At 37.8% G+C, this 19,946-nt stretch carries 14 protein-coding genes and 1 pseudogene; 3 read left to right on the forward strand and 12 right to left on the reverse strand.

Going from position 1 to position 19,946, the window contains the following annotated elements; translation table 11 throughout:
• Position 1: 1 nt before the first annotated feature.
• Positions 2-910, forward strand: coding sequence for an accessory Sec system S-layer assembly protein (locus MHB51_RS08710; RefSeq protein WP_342559417.1), 909 nt, complete (start codon positions 2-4; stop codon positions 908-910).
• A gap of 31 nt (positions 911-941) precedes the next feature.
• Here the strand turns inward: MHB51_RS08710 and MHB51_RS08715 are convergent, their stop codons facing one another.
• The 4 genes from MHB51_RS08715 to MHB51_RS08730 all read right to left on the reverse strand — a co-directional run bounded on the left by MHB51_RS08715 (position 942) and on the right by MHB51_RS08730 (position 3,474).
• Positions 942-1,115, reverse strand: coding sequence for a hypothetical protein (locus MHB51_RS08715; RefSeq protein ID WP_161485066.1), 174 nt, complete (start codon positions 1,113-1,115; stop codon positions 942-944).
• A 152-nt stretch (positions 1,116-1,267) separates the two neighbouring features.
• Positions 1,268-1,756, reverse strand: coding sequence for a C40 family peptidase (locus tag MHB51_RS08720; RefSeq protein ID WP_066164996.1), 489 nt, complete (start codon positions 1,754-1,756; stop codon positions 1,268-1,270).
• 445 nt (positions 1,757-2,201) lie between these two features.
• Positions 2,202-3,059 (reverse strand): LysM peptidoglycan-binding domain-containing protein, encoded by an 858-nt coding sequence (locus MHB51_RS08725; RefSeq protein WP_342473047.1) that lies wholly within the window; start codon positions 3,057-3,059, stop codon positions 2,202-2,204.
• Between the two features lie 226 nt (positions 3,060-3,285).
• On the reverse strand, positions 3,286-3,474 hold the full coding sequence (locus tag MHB51_RS08730; RefSeq protein WP_342473048.1) for a hypothetical protein: 189 nt from the start codon (positions 3,472-3,474) through the stop codon (positions 3,286-3,288).
• 320 nt (positions 3,475-3,794) lie between these two features.
• Between MHB51_RS08730 and brnQ the strand changes: the two genes are divergently transcribed.
• Positions 3,795-5,117, forward strand: coding sequence for a branched-chain amino acid transport system II carrier protein (brnQ, locus tag MHB51_RS08735; RefSeq protein ID WP_066164984.1), 1,323 nt, complete (start codon positions 3,795-3,797; stop codon positions 5,115-5,117).
• A 27-nt stretch (positions 5,118-5,144) separates the two neighbouring features.
• A complete protein-coding gene (locus MHB51_RS08740) occupies positions 5,145-6,488 on the forward strand; it encodes a S41 family peptidase (protein ID WP_342559418.1) in 1,344 nt (447 codons plus the stop codon).
• Positions 6,489-6,756: 268 nt separating this feature from the next.
• Here MHB51_RS08740 and MHB51_RS08745 read toward each other — a convergent pair whose 3' ends face one another.
• The 8 genes and pseudogenes from MHB51_RS08745 to MHB51_RS08780 all read right to left on the reverse strand — a co-directional run bounded on the left by MHB51_RS08745 (position 6,757) and on the right by MHB51_RS08780 (position 19,734).
• Positions 6,757-8,271: a lipid II flippase MurJ gene (locus MHB51_RS08745; RefSeq protein ID WP_066164978.1), complete on the reverse strand. Its 1,515-nt coding sequence runs from the start codon at positions 8,269-8,271 to the stop codon at positions 6,757-6,759.
• Between the two features lie 161 nt (positions 8,272-8,432).
• A complete protein-coding gene (gene tnpB / locus MHB51_RS08750) occupies positions 8,433-9,521 on the reverse strand; it encodes an IS200/IS605 family element RNA-guided endonuclease TnpB (protein ID WP_107942098.1) in 1,089 nt (362 codons plus the stop codon).
• A 3-nt stretch (positions 9,522-9,524) separates the two neighbouring features.
• Positions 9,525-9,698: pseudogene (locus MHB51_RS08755) on the reverse strand (transposase); the annotation flags it as partial.
• Positions 9,699-9,713: 15 nt separating this feature from the next.
• Positions 9,714-10,811, reverse strand: a complete 1,098-nt coding sequence (locus MHB51_RS08760) for a glycosyltransferase (RefSeq protein ID WP_342559419.1) — start codon at positions 10,809-10,811, stop codon at positions 9,714-9,716.
• Positions 10,808-11,950: a polysaccharide pyruvyl transferase family protein gene (locus MHB51_RS08765; RefSeq protein WP_342559420.1), complete on the reverse strand. Its 1,143-nt coding sequence runs from the start codon at positions 11,948-11,950 to the stop codon at positions 10,808-10,810. Before MHB51_RS08765 ends, MHB51_RS08760 begins: the two co-directional genes overlap by 4 nt.
• Before the next feature lie 567 nt (positions 11,951-12,517).
• Complete coding sequence (locus MHB51_RS08770) at positions 12,518-14,620, reverse strand: methyl-accepting chemotaxis protein (protein WP_066168418.1); 2,103 nt, start codon at positions 14,618-14,620, stop codon at positions 12,518-12,520.
• 235 nt (positions 14,621-14,855) lie between these two features.
• A complete protein-coding gene (locus tag MHB51_RS08775; protein WP_342559421.1) occupies positions 14,856-17,606 on the reverse strand; it encodes an S-layer homology domain-containing protein in 2,751 nt (916 codons plus the stop codon).
• A 640-nt stretch (positions 17,607-18,246) separates the two neighbouring features.
• On the reverse strand, positions 18,247-19,734 hold the full coding sequence (locus MHB51_RS08780) for an O-antigen ligase family protein (protein WP_235615998.1): 1,488 nt from the start codon (positions 19,732-19,734) through the stop codon (positions 18,247-18,249).
• Positions 19,735-19,946: the final 212 nt, after the last annotated feature.

Consider the following 19,946-nt stretch of genomic DNA (forward strand, 5'->3'; position numbering starts at 1 on the left):
CATGGGCTTATTCGATTTTTTCAAAAAAGGTGATAAAGTAGGAGCAGACAGCGCTGTTGACTCAAAGGAATTATTAAAGGATACGAAGCAATCAGGTGATGAACGTGATGTCGTAACAAAATTATCCTTCCATCCACAATGGAATGTGCCATTAGAGCAACAATACGTATTTAATTTCTTAGCAAATGAATTGCAGCCATTAAAACCAAATCAGCTATCACTATCAGCAATTAATATTGAAGAAAACCCACGCACGGGTACATGGAATGTCAAAGTATTTTTCCGTTCTTCATTACCAGAACCGATTGAACTTGGAGAAATCGAATTACTTATTTTAGATAAGGATGACAAGCGTCTAGCGTCTAAAACGTTCCACTTCCAGGATTTAGGCATTATTCCCGCTGAAAGTGCCCGCCCTTGGGTATTTGAGTTTGATAAAGGCTCTATTGAAGAAGGTGTAAAGGAAGTACCAAAAGAAGACGAATGGAAAATTGCCTTCAACTTAATTTCTTTACGTGGGCATCAGCTTGATTTAGATGAAACGTGGAAAAAACAATTGCCAGTGGATCAGCAAGAAGCGTTAGAAAAAATCGTCAAGGACTTACCAAAGCTAGGTAAATCAGAGGTCAACTTTACTGGCTTACAGGCAAAGCTTCAAAACGATAAAAGCTTACATGTATCCATCTTTATTCGTAACGGTAACGACAAAGCAATTAACTTAGAGCAGCTACCACTTGAAATTATCGACGCGCGCGGTAAGCAAGTAGCAAAAGGCTCATTCAAACTTGACCCTGTTTTAACAGTACTACCAAATACAACAAAGCCGTGGACATTTATTTTCCCTGCCCAACTAGTAAACGTAAAAGGAATTGACCTTTCACGCTGGACAGCACGCGTACCACAGCAATAAAAACAAAATGTTAGACCGAGATTAACTTGGTCTAACATTTTTTGTTTGATTGAGAGGGTTGTGGATGGTCTGTTTCTATTGGCGTTTGTCTTGATTCTATTGGCGTTTCAGCATTTGTTGTGGCTTGCTGAATTTTATTTGCATGCGGTCCCTCTTTATCAGCGACCTGCCGTGCTCTATTGGCACTCATCTCATATTTTTGCAACTCTCCCTAAAGTCATGTCCTATGGTATATTTCACAGCACTCTATCATACATTGGGAAATGGGTCATATAAAAAAGATTGACACGTGAAATAGTTCTCACGCACCAATCTTTATTAGCTGTATATTTTACTATGTATAGAGTATGTATAATATTATTCGAATGAAACATTCGCAACTCGTTTTGCACCTACATAGCGATTACCCCAATACCATTTGTCATTAATATCTGTAACACTTACACCAATATTCGTTTGGGAGTGGATGAATTTGCCACCGCCTAAGTAAACACCTACGTGAGAAATACCACTACCTGAAGTATTAAAGAATACTAAGTCACCTGGAATTAAATCGTTTTTACTAACCTCTGTTCCTACACTGTACATAGATGCTGAAGTGCGAGGTAATGTAGTAATGCCTAAATCACTGAATACAGCACGAACATATCCAGAGCAATCAAAGCCTCTTGTTGTAGTACCACCATATGCATATGGTACACCTAAATATTTTTGAGCTGTTGATTTAAAATCGCTTGAAGTAAAATCCGCAGCAGATGCTTTATCGTTCCCAATAGGTGATAAGAAGATAGCTAATGCTGCTAAAAATGTTAATAATGTATTTCGTAAAATATTGTTGTAACTCATTAATAATCCTCCACACAGCCGAATAATTTTCTGATAATTTAACTGTTCTAAGATTAACATGAGTTGCTCCACTGTAACATTACAGTTCTGTAACAATACAGTTACACATATAAAAAGCTGTGTTAAATGACGACTTCCTTCTATACCCTGTTATATCAACATTTAAACATCTTTTTTACAAAAACATTGCAGTTCTATGTAAAACATTAGAGACATTCCCCTAATTTCATCTTACACCTTTGTAACATTTGTAATATAACATAGGTTAATTTAGTCTTAATTTTCAACGCATCTTCAAAACCTATAACAGTTGCTTGTACATACTTTTCACTTTTTGTTCAGGGAGCCAAAAAGGGTACTTCTACGCACTTTTTAGGCATTTACTTAACAAAAAGAAAGACTACCAAAAAGCCTCGTTTCCTAGCTTTCTAGCAGTCTGATTTAATTATTCAATACCATTAAAGCGCTTGAACGCAACAAAACGCTCCGCCCAATAGCTATGAGTTACTTTAGAGATTTCAACACCTGTTGTCCCCGCATGAATAAATTGATCTTCACCTATATAAATACCCATATGTGAAATATTTGGTATGTACGTATTTTTGAAAAACACTACATCCCCTGGCATAGGCTCCTCTACTGCAGTTGTATCCTGTAAAAAATAATCTAAGCTACTTTTACGAGAAATATCTAAGCCCGCATTGCTATAAACATATTTGACAAAGCCGCTACAATCAAAGCCCTCTATCGTATTTCCAGCAAACAAATAAGGTGTCCCAAGCAATTCATGAGCAAGTTCAACAACACGGTGATAAACAGCTTGTCCATTTGTTCCCGGCGCAACTGTTATAACTTGCTCCGATATTAAATTTGATTGCGCCACGTTATTTACTTGTAGCTGCTGATTAATATAGATAAAATCCGATTGCAGCTTATTCAGTTCTTTTAGCTGCTCAACTGTCATATTATTTTTTTGAGCGATAACTGTTAATGTATCGCCTCTCTTAACTGTATAAGTAGTTGCATTCGTTGTCTTTTCCTCAACTACAGCTTTTTCGACTTTCTCCACTTTAGTTGCTTTTACTTCTGGACTTGCTAGCATTAGCTTTTGATTTACGAAAATAGCATCTGATTTTAAACTATTCCATTGCTTTAATTGCTGTACTGTTAGTTCATGTTCTTTTGCGATTTTCGTCAATGTGTCGCCTTTTTGTACTGTATAAGATGCTGCCTCTGCTGCTGGTACTACGAGCGCTGACAATATTAGCGTACTCGCAACCGCAGCGTGCCATTTACTTGCCATTTTCAAAACCCCGTCCTTTCTAGATTACATATAACGAACTTTTTACTATAATTAATGTTATTGTAACGAATATATATAACTATTCACAATAGCCTATTTGCCCTTATTGTGATTTTTTATTTTGTCTAGCTAATTTTATAATTCCATCTCAAGTCCTAAATGGGAGTGACCGCTTTTCCATTAAAAAAATCAATTTGTCTCATAAATTTTGTGACAAATCGATTTTTCAGTGCCCTCTTCCTTCGGGTAACTCCTTCTTAAAATCTCTTGCTAATTGACTAAGCCATTCTTCTAGCATAGCTAACTCCTGCTTTGTTTCTATTTTCTCTTTAAGGTACTCTATATCTATTGATTCATAGTTACTCGATAATATTTTTAATAGTTCGATTTGATATTTAGCTTGATGATAACCCATTTCCCTCTCCTAACTCACGATTAAAGCGAGCTAATATTCTTTCTTCTGTTGGATCTTTCAGTCTTACTCGACCACGTCTTAGGTTTTTACGTCGAATTTCTAATGTTACATGTTTAACAGCTTCTTCAGACTTTTTTGTATTGGCTGCAACTCTTTTATAACAATTTTAAAAAGCCTTTTCGTAAACTAAACATAATCAATATTAATTATTTGAAACATTTCGTTAAATTCTAATAATGGCATTTCCAAGCCCCCCAAAAAAGTGTATGCTAGTATACATACTACTTGTGTCAGTCACTATTTTAAGGAGAGAAAGTACCATGAAATTTATTCGTGAAAACCTCGTTGTAGGCTTCATGCTATTCGCACTGTTTTTAGGAGCTGGAAATATTATTTTCCCACCATTATTAGGTCAACAGGCTGGTGAGCATATTTTAATCGCAATGATTGGCTTCTTAATTACAGGAGTTGGCTTACCGCTTATTGGGGTTATAACGGTAGCAAAAAGCGGAGGAGATTTACATGAACTATCCAGTAAAGTAAATCCTCTTTTCGGTATTATTTTCACATCGATTGTTTATTTATCAATTGGACCATTTTTTGCGATTCCTCGAACAGCAGCCGTATCCTATGAAATCGGAATTAAAGCACCATTTTTAACTCAGCAAATGGCTGAAAGTCCACTTTCCCTATTCATCACAACCCTTATATTTTTTGTGATAACGCTATACTTAGCGTTTAATCCTACAAAAATTGTAGATCGTATCGGGAAAATCTTAACGCCTGCTTTATTGCTAATTATTTTAGCACTTGCCCTAAAAAGTGTGATTACACCACTCGGTCCAATCGGAGAATCACAGGGGAATTATCAAACTTCACCATTTTTTGAGAGCTTTATTCAAGGCTACTTAACGATGGATGTGCTTGCTGCTCTTGTATTCGGTATTGTTATTGTCCAAGCGTTAAATGGACGTGGTTTAACGCAAAAAACACAGCAAATTAAAATCGTTATTTTTTCAGGTATTGTAGCAGCACTTGGTTTAGCGTTTGTTTACGTATCACTTGCGTACATCGGTGTGACGAGCACAAGCGTTATCGGCTTTCACAATGATGGTGGGGTCATTATTGCAAAAGCGACGAATGCTCTCTTTGGTAAAGCAGGCAGCATTATTTTAGCTGCAACGATTATATTAGCCTGCTTAACAACCGCTGTTGGACTATTATCAGCTAACGCAGCATTTTTCAACAAGCTATTCCCACGTGTTTCATATCAGGTTTTCTTAATAGTGTTCACTATACTAGGTTTAACCATTTCGAATTTTGGTTTAGAATCAATCATTTCTTATTCACTACCAGTTTTATTAGCGATTTATCCAATTGCCATTGTGCTTATGCTATTAGCGTTATTCGCAAATCATTTCCAGCACAGCTCCATTGTGTACGGGCTACCTTTGCTAGTAACTGCTGCTATTAGTATATACGACGGTTTAAAAACGTTAGGAATTGAAATTAGCACATACGAAAATATCATTAGTTACCTCCCATTATACGAGCAAAGCATCGGTTGGTTAATTCCTGCCTGTGTCGCAACAATTATTGGCTTGATGATTCATAGCGTCAAAAATAAGTATCGCAATGCTTAAAATATCACTTATAAAGGTGTGGAACGAATGAAAAACTTACTAAAAGCAATGCTTTTTAGCTTCTTTTTATTAATACCAATAACAGCAAATGCGAGCGCTTTAGATGAGGTAAAATCACTAATTAAAGCAGAGTATGTTGGCAATATTAACGGTAGCTTACAAAATGCCTCTTCCATCGAAGAGGTCATGGATATGCTTGATGCCTATTCTACCTTCTTCACTGCAGCTGAATTCGAAAAATATATAAGTTCGATTGAAATGACCTCCGTTGGTATTGGAGTTGTCGTAGAAAAGCACGATAAAGGTGTGTTAATTAAAGAGGTAATTGAAGGTGGTAGCGCACACAAAGCCGGCATAAAAAGCGGGCAAATCATCGTCAGCATCAACGGACAATCAACTGTCCCAATGTCTATTCAAGAAGCAACGTCCTTGATTATGGGAGAGCAAAATACATCTGTGCGCCTTGGTATACTGCATAATGGACAGACAAAAATGATGACGCTCATTCGTCAACCATTCAGCATTCCAAACGTCACAACAAAGCTGCTTTACGGAAATATAGGCTTTATTCATTTAAGCTCTTTTTCAGAGGATGCAGCAAAGCTTGTAAAAAAAGCATTTAACGAGCTGAAATCACAGGGAGCAACTTCCTTTATTTTAGATGTACAAGATAATGGCGGTGGCTATGTAACAGCCGCCGAGCAATTAATTGGCATGTTTCCTAAATCACCATATGCTTACAAGCTGCAAACAGCAACAGGTACGACGAAATACAATTCTAGCTTCCAGCCTACAAAATTCCCTACGGACACGCGCGTACTTGTCAATCGCTTTAGTGCCAGCGCATCAGAAATGTTAGCTGCGGCATTAGTTGATCAAAAGTCAGCAGTTGTTTATGGCGAAAAAACATACGGTAAAGGGACAATGCAAGGATTTTTTGAGCTTTCCGATGGCAGCTATTTAAAGCTGACAGTAGGAAAATTCTCTGGTCCAAATGGTAGTGCAATTAATGAAGTTGGCGTAAAGCCACATATTACAACGACTACGCCAATAATGACAGCACATTTCGATTCGCTTGTAGGCAAATTTAAGCTTTATAGGGCATTGCCAGCAGTTACAGTGAAGGAAAGTAAAACAGTAACTCTTTCTTATAGCCAATTGCTTGCCTCGAAGCTTCCAGCAAGTTCCATCGAGCTTGTAGCTTTAGGTGGCGAAGCTGTTCCAATAAAAGTTGTTCAAAAAAATAAACAGCTCGTTATTACAACAACAGAGCTGCTTGCTGAACAAACACAATACATGCTCATCATTCACCCAGCAGCCTTAAAAGATTCAAAAGCGAAAGGGCAATATGTGCATATTACAGTAAATTAAAGGAAAGAAGGGACGTCCCAAAAGTAGTGTATTGCCTGCTTTTGGGACGCTTTCGTTGATGCCTCACCAAAGGAAATCACCCAGTGTTTAGCATCTTTCTTTTGAATTTAAAATAAAATAAGCGGAAAGCGAATTTCTCCCTACAATAGGGCGAAAATAAACTTTCGAAATAGCCCCACGCTTTCCAAGTGACAATTTATTGTGATTAATACAGTTTTAGCGATAATATAAATGCTTAAAATGTTTACTCGAGTGACATTGCCCTTTATTATTTCTTGAATAGCTTCTTTTTCACCTTCGCTATGATTTGCTGGAGCTCCTGCAAGCGGAATAGTGCTAATAATAAAACATAGCTAATTAGCAAAATCATAAATGTGACAATCACATGTAGCCAAATAAAATTGATATGGATATATGTTGATACAAGCCATGCAATAGCAATATAAATCACTGTTAATGTAGCAAATCTCATAAATTGCGACATATTTTTATCAATGAGCTTTAACTTGTATTTCCATTGTAGCCATATGACAAGTAACAAGAAATTGGCTGCTGCACTGACAACAGTTCCCCAAGCAATAGCATGTGCCGCATACTGCCCTATCATTAATTGAATAACTGCGATATTTACACCAAAAACAGTAATAAAGCTAAAAATAACGGGCGTCATCGAGTTACCTTTCGCATAATAGAAACGTGTTACGTACATATTGGCAGCAAGGAAAAACATCGTAAGACTGAATACTGTAAGCAATGGTGTCATCACAGCCGTATCTGTAGCATCCCATTGATTCCGCTCAAAAACAATACGAATAATCGGCTCTGCTTGGAAATAAAAATAGACAGAAACCGGCATTACTAATATGTAGAGTAAGCGCAGTCCGCGTAAATACAAAGCTTTTACAGCCGCTGTATCCTCTTCTCCCTCCTTTTTACTAAGTAATGGGAAAATAACTGTCGTCACAGCTGTCATTAAAATCGCTTGTGGAAACTGTGACATTTTCGTCGCGTAGTTCACAGCAGTTACAGCACTAGCATCCAACATATTTGTAAAGAAGCGCTGAATTAAAATATACATTTGTGCTGTCGCCCCACCAAGCATAATCGGTAAAGCCACTTTCCATAGCTCCTTTTGGTCATCTGCATTGGGAGGCATCAGCTTAAACGACATGTGCTCTGCTTTGCGCACGCCAAATACGAGGAAAAAGAACATACAGGCTGCCCCAAGCAATGCCCCAACACCATAGCCAATCGGTCCAATGACAAGCGATAGTCCAACTGAAATAATTAAAAAAGATAAATTATAAATAAGCACCGAGAAGCTCGATAAATGGAACTTGCCTTGCACGTTTAAAACACCGCTTAGCCAAGTCGAAAGCACGAGCATAATTGTTGATGGCATCATCCAATAATAAAGTGATTTCAGCCGCTCATATTCCTCGCCTGTCGCCGCTTGGAAATACCAATGCAAAATCGGATTTGCAAAAATGATAAACAGTAACGAAATAATCGAAATTGATACGATAATTGTCGTAAACGTACGGCGAATATAGTCTGTAAGTGAGGCAGATGTTTTATGGTAAATCGAAATAAAAGCAGTCGTAAACGCACCGCCTATTACTAAATATAAAAAATTGGGAATGGTGTAAGCATTAATGATGCTAGCAGCAAGCTCTGTTGTACCATACTGCCATCCAATTATAACCTCACGCAAAAACCCAAAAAGTCGAGCGAGTATATTAATAACCGCTACCGCTCCGACAATTTTTAAAATGCGGTTCACGCTGCATCAATCCTTATCTTTGGCAATTGTGAACTACTCCCACCACTTACCACCCTTACGGGTCGCTTGAAGTGGGGGCTTCTTGGGAAGTAGATACTTTTACTAGCTATCTATATTTACCAAGCTATGAGGACAGTTCCTGCCCCTATGGAAGATACCAATTACATGGCTAGTTTTAGCAGATTTAGACTTGCATTATGGTCTCTATCGTGATGGCTATTACATTCAGGACAAGTCCACTCTCTAAGGTTTAGTTTCTTGACTTCCTTGTTCTTATAACCACAGCAAGAACATAATTGACTACTTGCATAATTCTTAGGTGCAATTATCAAGTCACGACCTTTCCATATTGCTTTGTAGTCAAGGTATTCTCTGAATTTAGCCCAAGATACTTCACTGATTGCTTTTGCTAAATTGTGATTCTTTTGCATATTTTTCACTTTCAAGTCCTCTATCACAATTACTTGGTTTTCGTTTGTGATTTCATTACTTATTTTGTGAAGAAAATCATTTCGTTGGTTAGCAATCTTTTCGTGAAGTTTTACGACTTGTAGTCTAACCTTATTGCGATTTTTAGAACCTTTCTTTTTGCGTGATAAAGAACGTTGCAAAAAAGCTAATCTTTTTTCAGCTTTTCGTAACCATTTAGGATTTTCATATTTCTTTCCATTGGATAATATGGCGAAGTCTTTCAAGCCAACATCAATACCAACCCTAGTATCAATCTTAGGGAATAATTGTTCATTTTCTTCCACCAAAACAGAAGCAAAATATTTGCCTGTTGGTGCTTGGGAAATGGTTACAGACTTAATCAAGCCTTGGAATAATCTATGTTGCTTGATTCGTACCATTGTTTTTAGTTTTGGCAACTTGATATAACCATTATCAATATATATGGTTCCTTTTTGGTTGTTCGTCTTGTAGCTACGGTGATTATCTTTTTTGCTTTTGAATTTTGGAAATCCCACAGATTTATCACGAAAGAAATTAGCATAAGCCTTGTCTAGATTTAATTGGGCGTTAGCCAAAGCAAGACTATCCACTTCTTTTAGAAACGGAAATTCAACTTTATATTTGGCTGGTGTAGGATACTTGATGGACTTATCAATGTTTTCTTGAGATTCCTTATAAGAATTGATTCTATCGGCAAGCATTTTGTTATAGACAAACCGCACACACCCAAAGGTTTTTACGAAAAATATTCGCTGTTCTTTGTTCGGGTAGATACGATATTTGTATGCTTTCAACATTTCCTACACCTCCTTTTTTCCTTGTGTTTCAATGTATTGCTTTAGGATTTCTAATGGTGCACCGCCAACAGTTAGCAAACAATAGCTTTGTGACCAGAAATATTCTTTCCATAGTTTCTGTCTGATTTTAGGAAATTCGTTTTTGATTTTTCGTGAACTAGCACTTTTAAATATATTCGCAACTTCTCCTGTTCATTTGTGATTGACCTTAGAACCTGCTATATCTAGGTAAATCTTCTTTAATCTTTCGGTAATATTTTGAGCATCATGGGTAATTAGCAGTTCTCGCACTTTTTCTTCGTTGAGAGCTATGCCAGTTAAAGCTTGCTCCATTGCGCCTTGTAGTGCTTTGGCATTCTTTGGTGGTACAAGCACACCCGCTCCATCTGCTAGCATATATTGCAAGCCACCCACACTCGATGCAATAACAGGTGTCCCACAGCTCATTGCCTCTAATGCAACAAGCCCTAATCCTTCGATGTAAGATGGTAGTACAAATACATCTGCTGCTTGGAAATAACGAGCTAACTCTGCTTGTGGCATTGGCTCGATAAAATGGATTTGCTTGCTTTCCACAAGCGATTTTATCTTCGCTGTAAAGCCTGTGTCCTTTGTAGAGCCAATACAGTAAAGTGCAATCTTTCCAGCATGAATTTTCTCTAGCTGTTGAAATGCAGTTACAAGCTCAAGCACGCCTTTTTCTTCAATAATATTGCCGACGAATAAAAAATTTGTACACGCACTATCCATCGCAAGGCTTTGTTGCATTTGCTGCTTGTCCGTCTGCTGAAATACGTCGCGATTAATTCCCATGCTCATAATGGATATACGACTAGCTTCAATGCCGTAATCTGCTTGTATCGTTTGCGCTAGTTCCTCGCCGACTGCAATTACATGGTCGGCATGCTGTAGAATCTTTGTAGTATAGCCTTTAATACGAGCGCTTTTCTTCGCCATTTTATTAATATCACCGCCATGTGCAGTCACAACATACGGTACATTATAGCGCTTCTTTAAGTAATAGCTAAACATGCCGCTTGGAAAAACATAATGCGCATGTGTTAAGCTGATGTTGCGTTTATTTTTGCGAAATGTTGCCAGCACATGTAAAGCCCATTTCGCATATTTTTTCAATACATTTTTTTTACCTGTTGCAGGATTATCATTTACTGCAATAAGCGTTTCAACGCCTGCTGCATTTAATTGTGTTACTTGATTTTTTACAAAAACGCCATAAGCTAAATGCTCCTTTGTCGGATACATATTGCTAATAATTAACGCTTTTTTCATCGCTTTGCACCTGCCTGTAATAGCTGTAAACCAAGTGCCGACTTCTCTTTAAAGGCATCATTTGTTACCTTTGCTAGCACTTTAGCTGCTGGCCAATCTGCCTGCAACTGATTGAATAATGTACTGAAATAATCATCGCGGGCATGCAATGTATCGATAGCTAATGAATAGTCTCCAAGCCCGGCCATTTGTAAAAAATCATTGACCTTCACGTGATATGATACGCCAATAATCGGTGTTTTTGTGTCTGTCGCCAAAATAAGGGAATGTAGACGTGTACCAATCAATACATCAAATGTAGCTGTTAGCTCCAATATTCGCTGTGGCGGGCAATTCTCATCAATAATCGTTGTACGCTCTCCGTGCTTCATCAACTTTTGAATATCCTTTGTTACATCTGCATCCTGTGGGTATTTCGTAGCAAAAAATGTTATTTCCACATTTTGCTCTTCAATTACACGGTCTAAATTTTTTGCCATACCCGCAATATAATTATGATATTTTTCCTCGTCGCCTGTTGGCCAGTAAGATGCATTGTAATAAGGCACAGCAGTTACACCAATTTTCTTCGGTTGCTCGCTATAGTGCTCACGCTCCACTTCTAAACTAAAGGCTGGGTCGCCAATGATATGAACATCGCATTTCACGCCAATCGATTCAAGCAACGCCTTCGATTGGGGGTCACGCACGGAAATATTTTGTGAATGCTTTGCCATATAACGAATGAACCATTTGCCAAGTCCTGTATATAAGGGACCCGCACCACAGCCATAGACAACATACGGCACTCCTGCATTTTTCGCCATCATCGCATAGGAACCGTAAAGCGGAGCCTCACGTTTATATAAATCCATTAAAATACCACCGCCCCCAATCACGACAAAATCTAATCCTTTTACAATTTTCGAGTTTTCTCGATATGTTTTAATAAACGTTTTTGGCGCATTGCCGTTTTTATGATAGAGCGGATAGCTTTGAACATTATAGCGCTGTGCTGTTTGCTTCGGGTTATTACTGAATACAACGATATTTTCAGTTGGGATGCTAAAGGCTTTTTCAAGCTGACGTATAATGCTTAATAAAATTGCCTCATCTCCATTATTATCATTTCCGTAGTTACCAACAATTCCTATTTTCACTTATGCATTCATCCTTTTTAATTCAATGTCTCTAAATATATGACGCTTTTTTCTTCGCTTAGTTCTATCATTTAGTATAGCATATATGCCGTTTAAGAAAGAAAAGAAAGAAAGACCTGCCTGACTAAAATTGTCGTAATCCCATACGCATTACATCTTGATTTTTTATGTGTGGCTTGCGTTGATTTATTTGCAGTTTCTCGGATATATTTGCGACTTGACTGATTTATTTGCGACTTTTCAAATATATTTGCGACTTGCCTTGATTTATTTGCGACTTTTCAAATATATTTGCGACTTGCCCTGATTTATTTGCGACTCCTCAAATATATTTGCGACTTGCCTTGATTTATTTGCGGCTTTCTAGCTTTTGAGAGTTTTAATAAAAAAGGGTAAGGCTGTCTGAAAGGTCTAATTTGTTTGGGCAACGCATTAAATGAAAGGTAAATATCGTTAAAACTAGTGTTCACCACATTTTCAAAGGAAGCCCTTTATCCAAACATAAGTAAAGACGTCCAAAATACCGGCAACTGCACGGCTTTTTTGGACGCCTTCAACCTCAATCTCCTAATTTAAAGTAAAGCGTTGAACCGCCTCTTGTAGCTCTTTTGACGTTTTCTCTACATTCATTACAGCTTGTGACACATTGAATAGCTCGTTTTGCTGTGATTGCGCAGTAGCGCTTACCTCTTCTGCTGAGGCTGCCGTTTGCTCTGATATTGCAGAGATACTTTGAATGGCCATCGTTGCTTGGTTTTTATGCTCTAGCATATTTTCAAGCTGCTCTTTTAGTTTTTCAATAGCAGTTGTAAGCGACAATGTTAGCTCGCTATTATTTTTAAATGCCTGCTCTGTACTATGCACAGATGCATTTTGCCTATCTAATAATTGCGCATTGGCATCAATTACTTCCACAGTTTGTCGGGAGTTTTCTAAAATTCCCGCAACTGTTTCGCGAATAATTTCGGTTTCCTTCTTCGATTGCTCCGCTAGATTACGGACTTCCTCTGCTACAACAGCGAAGCCTTTTCCATGCTCGCCTGCCCGAGCAGCTTCTATACTTGCATTCAATGCGAGTAAATTTGTCTGTTCTGTTATCCCCTGTATTGAAGCGATAATATTATTGATATTTGAAATATCTGTCGCCAATGTATGCATTTGTTGTTGAATACGTGTATTCATGTCATTTGTTTGTGCATTATGCTCACGCAAGCTAACAACTTCATTCATTCCATTCGAAATCGTCTCTTGTGTTTGCTTTGATAGCTCGTCCATATTATTTGAAATAGAGGATAATGTATCGAGTTCATCTGATAAATCCATCATACGGTAGTTTGTTTCCTCCGTATCCTCTGATTGCTTAGATGTTCCTTGTGCAATCTCATCAATTGCCGTCGCTACCTCCACGCTAGAAGCTGTAATTTCATTAAAGGAATTCGTAACATGTGCCGTAGCATCATTCAATGTTTCCGTTGAATTTTGTACAGTTTTAATAATTTCACTAGTCTGCTCAATCATATTATTATAAGCCAGCGTCACAGTACCAATTTCATCAGGCTTAATATATTTTGGATCAATCGTTTTTGTTAAATTACCAGATGCAGCTGCCTCCATAGATTCGCGTAAATATTTCAACGGTCGAAGCTGCTTGAAAATATACCAAATACTAATTAACGCCATTACAGAAATAATAATGACCGCAGAAATTACCGCAATCCATACGATTTGATTATACTGCTCTAAAATAACCGATTCTGGTAGGACGAATTGCACTGCCCATTTCTCCTCGATTCCCTCCAATACCATCGGCTTGAAAATCATATAGGACGTATCCTTTAATTGTTGAGAATATTCATACATACTTGCCGTTTCGCCACTTGCTATTTGTTGCTTAATAGATTCCCATGCAATTCCGCTGTATGACTCCACGTTGCCACCACTTTCCCCGAGGCTATCTGCAACAAGTTCACCAGCGTTAGAAACGATTGCTGCATAGCCTCCTATAGGTGTGTCTGCTGCAATCAATTCATTTAAAAATTCAATTGAAATATCGGCAGTTAATGCACCAAACACATTACCTCGTGAATCAATTAAAGGAACTGCAACAGTCGTCATCGGCACAATTTGTCCATTTACCTCATACGGATATGGCTCAACTAACGTCATACGCTTTTGCTCTTTCGGTATCCAATACCACTCCGATACCTGTCTATCATCTAAATCATTTAGCATCGTTATATCAATAGATTGCTCTTCCTTCCACAAATATGGAATAAAGCGACCTTGCGAATCAACATAACGCCCTGCAGATACTGCATCAACCTCAAATGAATTGCGCTCAAGTACAGCACCTGCCCCCATAATATCTTCATTATTATGTAAGTTAGACGCAATAATTTCTAATACGTCATCTCCATAAAGATCATTATTATTTCTTAAATTCTCTAATATCCCCTTGGTTGTAATTAGCGTCGTACTCGCCTTTTTAAAGCGCTCACTCATTTTTAAAGTAGATTGCTCTGCGGTTGTTAATGTTAATTTTTCAGCATCAGCGACATTTTGATTTTTAATAATAGCCCCTGTTACCAACATATAGGTAATAAATAATAAAATAAATACTCCGATAATAATAGAAGATAACTTTAATGGGATACTCTGTCTCTTCTTCATAATGCCCCCTCCTTATGTAAGCTGATGAAAATAGTAAATAAATTAATTACTTTCCACTTATCTAGATATTACTTTTTTGTAAAAATCACCTCCCGTTAGTTTTATCGGCTGTTTGTTCAGTATATCATTAAAATTTCATGATTTATTCAAGATTTCCTCTTTTTTAATGTAATATTTGCTAAATCAAAAGAGCTGTAGGATAGTAAATCTTTCCTAACAGCTCTTTTCACATATTTTATTTTGTTATTGTTCGATATAAGAATAAGCTAAAGTGGACACGAGATACTTCTAAGCCCGGCTTGAATGTGTTATCCTCATAGCCTGTTGTAATTTTGTTTGCCGCCAATGTGTGGACAAAGTCATATGACCAGTGCTGTGTGCTCACATCTTTAAATTTAGTCGTTGTTGTGCCTTTTAAATCATAGGCCATGACTAAAATTTTCGCCATTTGTGCACGTGTTAACTTCGCATTTGGATCAAATATCCCTTGCTCCGTACCATTCATAATCCCTGCGTTAACGATTGCTGCGATTTCCTTATAGTAAGGATGGCTTGTTGCCACATCTTTAAAGCCTGGGTTGGAAATCGACTTCGTGTCTAAATCTAACGCTCGTGTAAGCAGTACAGCTGCATGTGCGCGTGTTAATGCTTGCTCTGGCTTAAAGGAACCATCACCGTAACCGTTAATTAAACCCGCTTCTACTAAATATTGAATCTCTTTTTTATAATTATGCTTCACACTAATATCTGTAAATGGTGCTTCCTCATAATTAGACGAGTAAATTGCTTGTAGCTTATCAAAGTATAATGTACCTGCTTTTTGCTTCTCCAAAGTTGGCTGTACAATATAAATAGATTCTAGTGATATTGGCTTCGGAATGTCTTTCGGGATGTCTGCCTCGATATATTTCCAACCTGTCCACGTTTGGCCGTTTTCTTCCGTGAAGTCAATCGTATGCTTTCCACCCGCTACGTCGCGAATTTGTCCGCGCACCCAAGTGCCATTGCCATCACCATATACCCATACACCAAGTTTAATCGGCTCTGCTGGTAATTGAATTAATGAATTCAAACGTAAATATGCAGCAGCTGTTCCTTCCTTATTGCCTGTCATATCGTATGTTAACTTCATTGAATAATTGCCTTGCTTACCAATTGTTTTTGAGCTTTCTAACGTTGCTTTAGCCGTTGTTAATGCCGTTTCTACACGCCATTCATCAGACTTCTCAAAATTAGAAATAGCAAATACTTGTTGTGTAAATGTTTGTTTTACATCGATTTCCTGCGTTACTGTTTTTGTACCTAGCTTCGCGCTAACTAATGCTTTGCCAAGCTTGCCATTTGACTTAAATAGGCCCGTTTGGGAAATTGTTCCGTATTCACTATCCACAGACCATTCTAGTTGAGACGCTGCGTAAATTAAATTTTCATTGTTTTGCCCTGTTGCTGTTGCTTTTAATTGCAATGAGGCACCCGGGTCAATTGTTGTTGCAGGCGCTGAAATTTTCAAGCTTACTGGTGCATCTAATACGTTGAATGCCATTGTTTGTGCCGCATTACCGTATGTTACTGTAACACGTTCACTACCTGCACTCACCCCTGTAAAGCTAAGTCCATCTACTGAAACGAGTCCATTTTGTGCTGTCACAGCAAAATTACTTGCATTTACTGGTAGAGGGTTGTAATGCTCATCTAATACATACTCAGGTGTCAGTTTAACACTTGCTCCTACTAATAAAGAGCCCACCTGATCACGCGTAACTTTCATTGTTGTTGCAGTACCCGTTGCCCCTGTGCTCACTGCTTGTAAAATAGCTGATACGCGACGCTGTGAGCCACCTGATGGACTATTCGCTAATACGACTGTATTGCTGCCATATTTACGAATTCCCATCGCTGTGGAACCACCTCCATCGAGGTTAATCGCTCGGTCTACGCCCAGTCGCACTAAATAATTAGCAAACTGTGTTAATGTCATCCCGTTGCTTGAACCTTGTCGTCCATCAACTGTAATAAGATGTACAGTCTTTTTATCTTTACTAATAGCAACTGCTGTACGCGGTGCTATTTCTTTTGCACGTGAACTATTCGCATCCATCGTCAAGTTCACTTTACCATCTAGCACTAATAGCGGACCACTTGCCATCATAAATTGGGCATCCATCCAACGATTATCAATCGAGAAGGTAACAGAAATATCATCACCGACTTTAATATTTCGGAATTTATCGCCCCATTTTGAACCATTAAATGATAGAACAAAGCCATTACGTGGGATTTTTGCTTTTTGCTCATCATCATAGCCACGAATTGCTGTTACTTTCCCTGCCATCGTTTGCCCAAAGCGAGTAGCACCTATTGTATTGCCTGTTTCAACAACAAATTCCATACCCTTACCACCATTTGGTGTTTGCGAGCTATGGTGCTGAGGTGTATAAATGACAGCTTGGTCTGTGCCACGCGTAACGTTCAAGCCACTTACTTTAATATCCTCACCTTTATAGTTAACAATGATATTACTATTATAGTAAGCAATTTCTGCATTGCCATTCGCTGTAATACCGAAAGCAATCGGCTGACTCACATAATTAGAGCTAGATGAAGATATAACGCTCGGTGTCACAATTGCGTTATTTTGCGATAATAAATAAAGTGGATAACCGTCTCCCATATTAAAAAAGTTAGAGTTGATTGCCCCTACTACACGATTACCTTCCTTTGAATTACGATTTGCATGATCTGTCGTCGTCAGTAATGAGTTAATTGGTGACGGTAAGCCGACTGTTAATTTTGTATACGGATTCGACAAATCCACTTGTAAATGATTTATCTTTGATTGCGTATATGTATAATTCGAATACTTTACTCCTTGCGACAGTGGGTATGTATCATTCGTCGTTTGGAATGCATATCCGCTAGTTGCTCCTCCAAAAACAATTGAAAACATCAGCATTGCACTAAATAACCTTAAAAATATGCGTTTCATTTTTCCGCTCCAATGAAAATCGAAGCAAGTCACTTCCTCTCGTTTGATTAAATGCTTTATCTCGAATTACCCCAAATCAAGATAAGTTTTCTACTCTATTACATTAACAAATTTTTCAATGAGATTCTATTACAAACATATGTCTTTTGTAGAGGCTCATTGAAATAATTACTAGCGTAACTTTCTTTTAGATATCAATTACGGCTCTACTAACGCTATTATGGAATTTTTTGAAGATTCCTTTTCAAGGGGGCTGTCCAAAAAGCCGTGCATAGCCGGCATTTTGGACAGTAGCGATGATGTTTCGCAAAACATTGATTCATATAAGCAGGGAACGCCTCTTTTAAAAATGGGATGAACATTGACTTTAGCAACGTTATCCTTCAGTAAAAGGGGGGCGATGAAAACATTGATTTCAATGCAGTGTCAAAACAAAATGGACTTTTCGGACAACTCCCTGAGTTTTCCGATTTTAACATGCCCATAAATGTGGGAAGTGCCTAAAGAACATTGCGATTGCTATGTTTTTCAGGCACTTTTATTATGATTTATTTGAAGTTGTTAGAATATATTTGCGACTTCCCTATCCTATTGGCGTTTCTTAAATATAACAGAGCCTCGTCCACAGTACTTTATCGATTTATTCTCCATCCTTATTCAAGTCGAGCATCGGGTATAAATGACGATTGCTTGCAAAAATGGCGAAAATCATAAAGAAGAACATCGTATATACTTTAAGTTCCCAAATATTATAAAAGAATCCGCACACACCTGTTGCAAACCATAAAGCAAACATATATTGCCCAAAAGTTGCACGGCGCTCCTTCCAAAACAGCCACACCATCAATAATAGGAAGCTGGCAAATAACAAGACGCCTAGCGCGCCTGTTTCCGCTATTACTTGAATGTATTGATTATCTGAATAGAAGTTTTTACCGCCATAAATATCTGAGCGAATATTATATTTTTCATAAATCGGTGAATCATAGCTCAATGTTGCCGAGCCGCCGAAAGTACCAAAGCCCGCCCCAGCAATTGGGTAATCCTTCAACACTTCAAAGCCTTTTTTAATATAGAAAATACGACCGCTTTCATTCATTAAAGCTAAATTATCCTCGTCTAACGTTTCAGCAAAGCGGTTGCTAATTCCGCCCCCAATATCTTCAGGTGCTACATCGTTTTCTATACCGATGCTTTGCAAATATTGCAACCCTAAATTTGTCGGTAAATAAACGAGTAGGATAGATGCAATAAGCGTAATCGCAATACTTTTTAACATTTTCCAATTGCGCGCTAGCAATATAAAGAATATAGCGAACGTAATTGAAGCAATCCATGCACCACGTGATAAAGTGAGTAGCAGCATACCTGTAAATGCTACTTGCGATACAACTAATAAATATTTGTACTGACCATCCTTATAAACAAAGCGTAAAAATACAGCGGCACAAATGGCGAAGAACATAACTAATGCTAATGAGTTCGGGTTGTTCAATAGGCCATAAATACGCACAAAGTTTGTCGATGATAATACCTTTTGCGTCCACACTTCCGGCATCCACATCATACGCATCGATAATTTCTCCACAATCCCTTGCACAAATAGTACAATACCTGATATCACTGTAATCCATGCAAGTTTTACAAAGAAATTAGCTGGAAGCTTACTGCGGCTTAAAACGTAATATAATAGGTACATAATTAAAAATGTACGTACTTGGAATATAATAGAGCCTAGACTTACCCCATTCATATAACCAACTATTGCGCCTAAAATTAAAAATAAGAAAAATGCTAACTCAAACTTTTTAAAATGGAAAAATGTTTTGAAGTTTTTAAGGTTGAATAAAAGCAATCTTCCCAGCACAACAAATGTAATCAAATCCCCAATCAATTTCATTCCTGGGTTCAATTCAATAAAGAATGACCTAAAAATAACGTATGGGATTAAAATAACTAAGCTCTGAAATGGCTTAAAGAAAGCAAATAACGTAAAAAATACAGCCGTACTTATTAACGCAATTTTAGAAGGGATAATCGTCGCTGCAATTAACACGGCAATTGCCAACGCTATTTCAAGCCACTCCTGCTTCCCAATTTTCACTGACAAATCTTTCATTATAGACATGAACCCTCTCTTTCATTTTCTCTCCTTAAGTGAAACGCGCCTTCTATGTATATGGTTGCAACTACTAACTATTATAATATAAGACGTTTCTAAGTATAATATGGTTACGCTATTATTACAACGGAATTGCGAGTGAGGCAATGATTTCTCCGTTACCATTCTACCATCGGAGATTACAATATTATTACAAACTATTTCCCTCCTATCCATCT

The sequence above is a fragment of the Metasolibacillus sp. FSL K6-0083 genome, from assembly GCF_038630865.1.
Classification (GTDB): Bacteria; Bacillota; Bacilli; order Bacillales_A; family Planococcaceae; genus Metasolibacillus; species Metasolibacillus fluoroglycofenilyticus.

Excerpts from the sequence above, each read along its gene's own strand:
- brnQ (WP_066164984.1), top strand. The coding sequence starts at position 3,795 with ATGAAATTTATTCGTGAAAACCTCGTTGTAGGCTTCATGCTATTCGCA.
- MHB51_RS08740 (WP_342559418.1), top strand. The coding sequence starts at position 5,145 with ATGAAAAACTTACTAAAAGCAATGCTTTTTAGCTTCTTTTTATTAATA.
- tnpB (WP_107942098.1), bottom strand. The coding sequence starts at position 9,521 with ATGTTGAAAGCATACAAATATCGTATCTACCCGAACAAAGAACAGCGA.
- MHB51_RS08775 (WP_342559421.1), bottom strand. The coding sequence starts at position 17,606 with ATGAAACGCATATTTTTAAGGTTATTTAGTGCAATGCTGATGTTTTCA.
- MHB51_RS08780 (WP_235615998.1), bottom strand. The coding sequence starts at position 19,734 with ATGTCTATAATGAAAGATTTGTCAGTGAAAATTGGGAAGCAGGAGTGG.
- MHB51_RS08720 (WP_066164996.1), bottom strand. The coding sequence starts at position 1,756 with ATGAGTTACAACAATATTTTACGAAATACATTATTAACATTTTTAGCA.
- MHB51_RS08770 (WP_066168418.1), bottom strand. The coding sequence starts at position 14,620 with ATGAAGAAGAGACAGAGTATCCCATTAAAGTTATCTTCTATTATTATC.
- MHB51_RS08725 (WP_342473047.1), bottom strand. The coding sequence starts at position 3,059 with ATGGCAAGTAAATGGCACGCTGCGGTTGCGAGTACGCTAATATTGTCA.
- MHB51_RS08710 (WP_342559417.1), top strand. The coding sequence starts at position 2 with ATGGGCTTATTCGATTTTTTCAAAAAAGGTGATAAAGTAGGAGCAGAC.
- MHB51_RS08730 (WP_342473048.1), bottom strand. The coding sequence starts at position 3,474 with ATGGGTTATCATCAAGCTAAATATCAAATCGAACTATTAAAAATATTA.
- MHB51_RS08760 (WP_342559419.1), bottom strand. The coding sequence starts at position 10,811 with ATGAAAAAAGCGTTAATTATTAGCAATATGTATCCGACAAAGGAGCAT.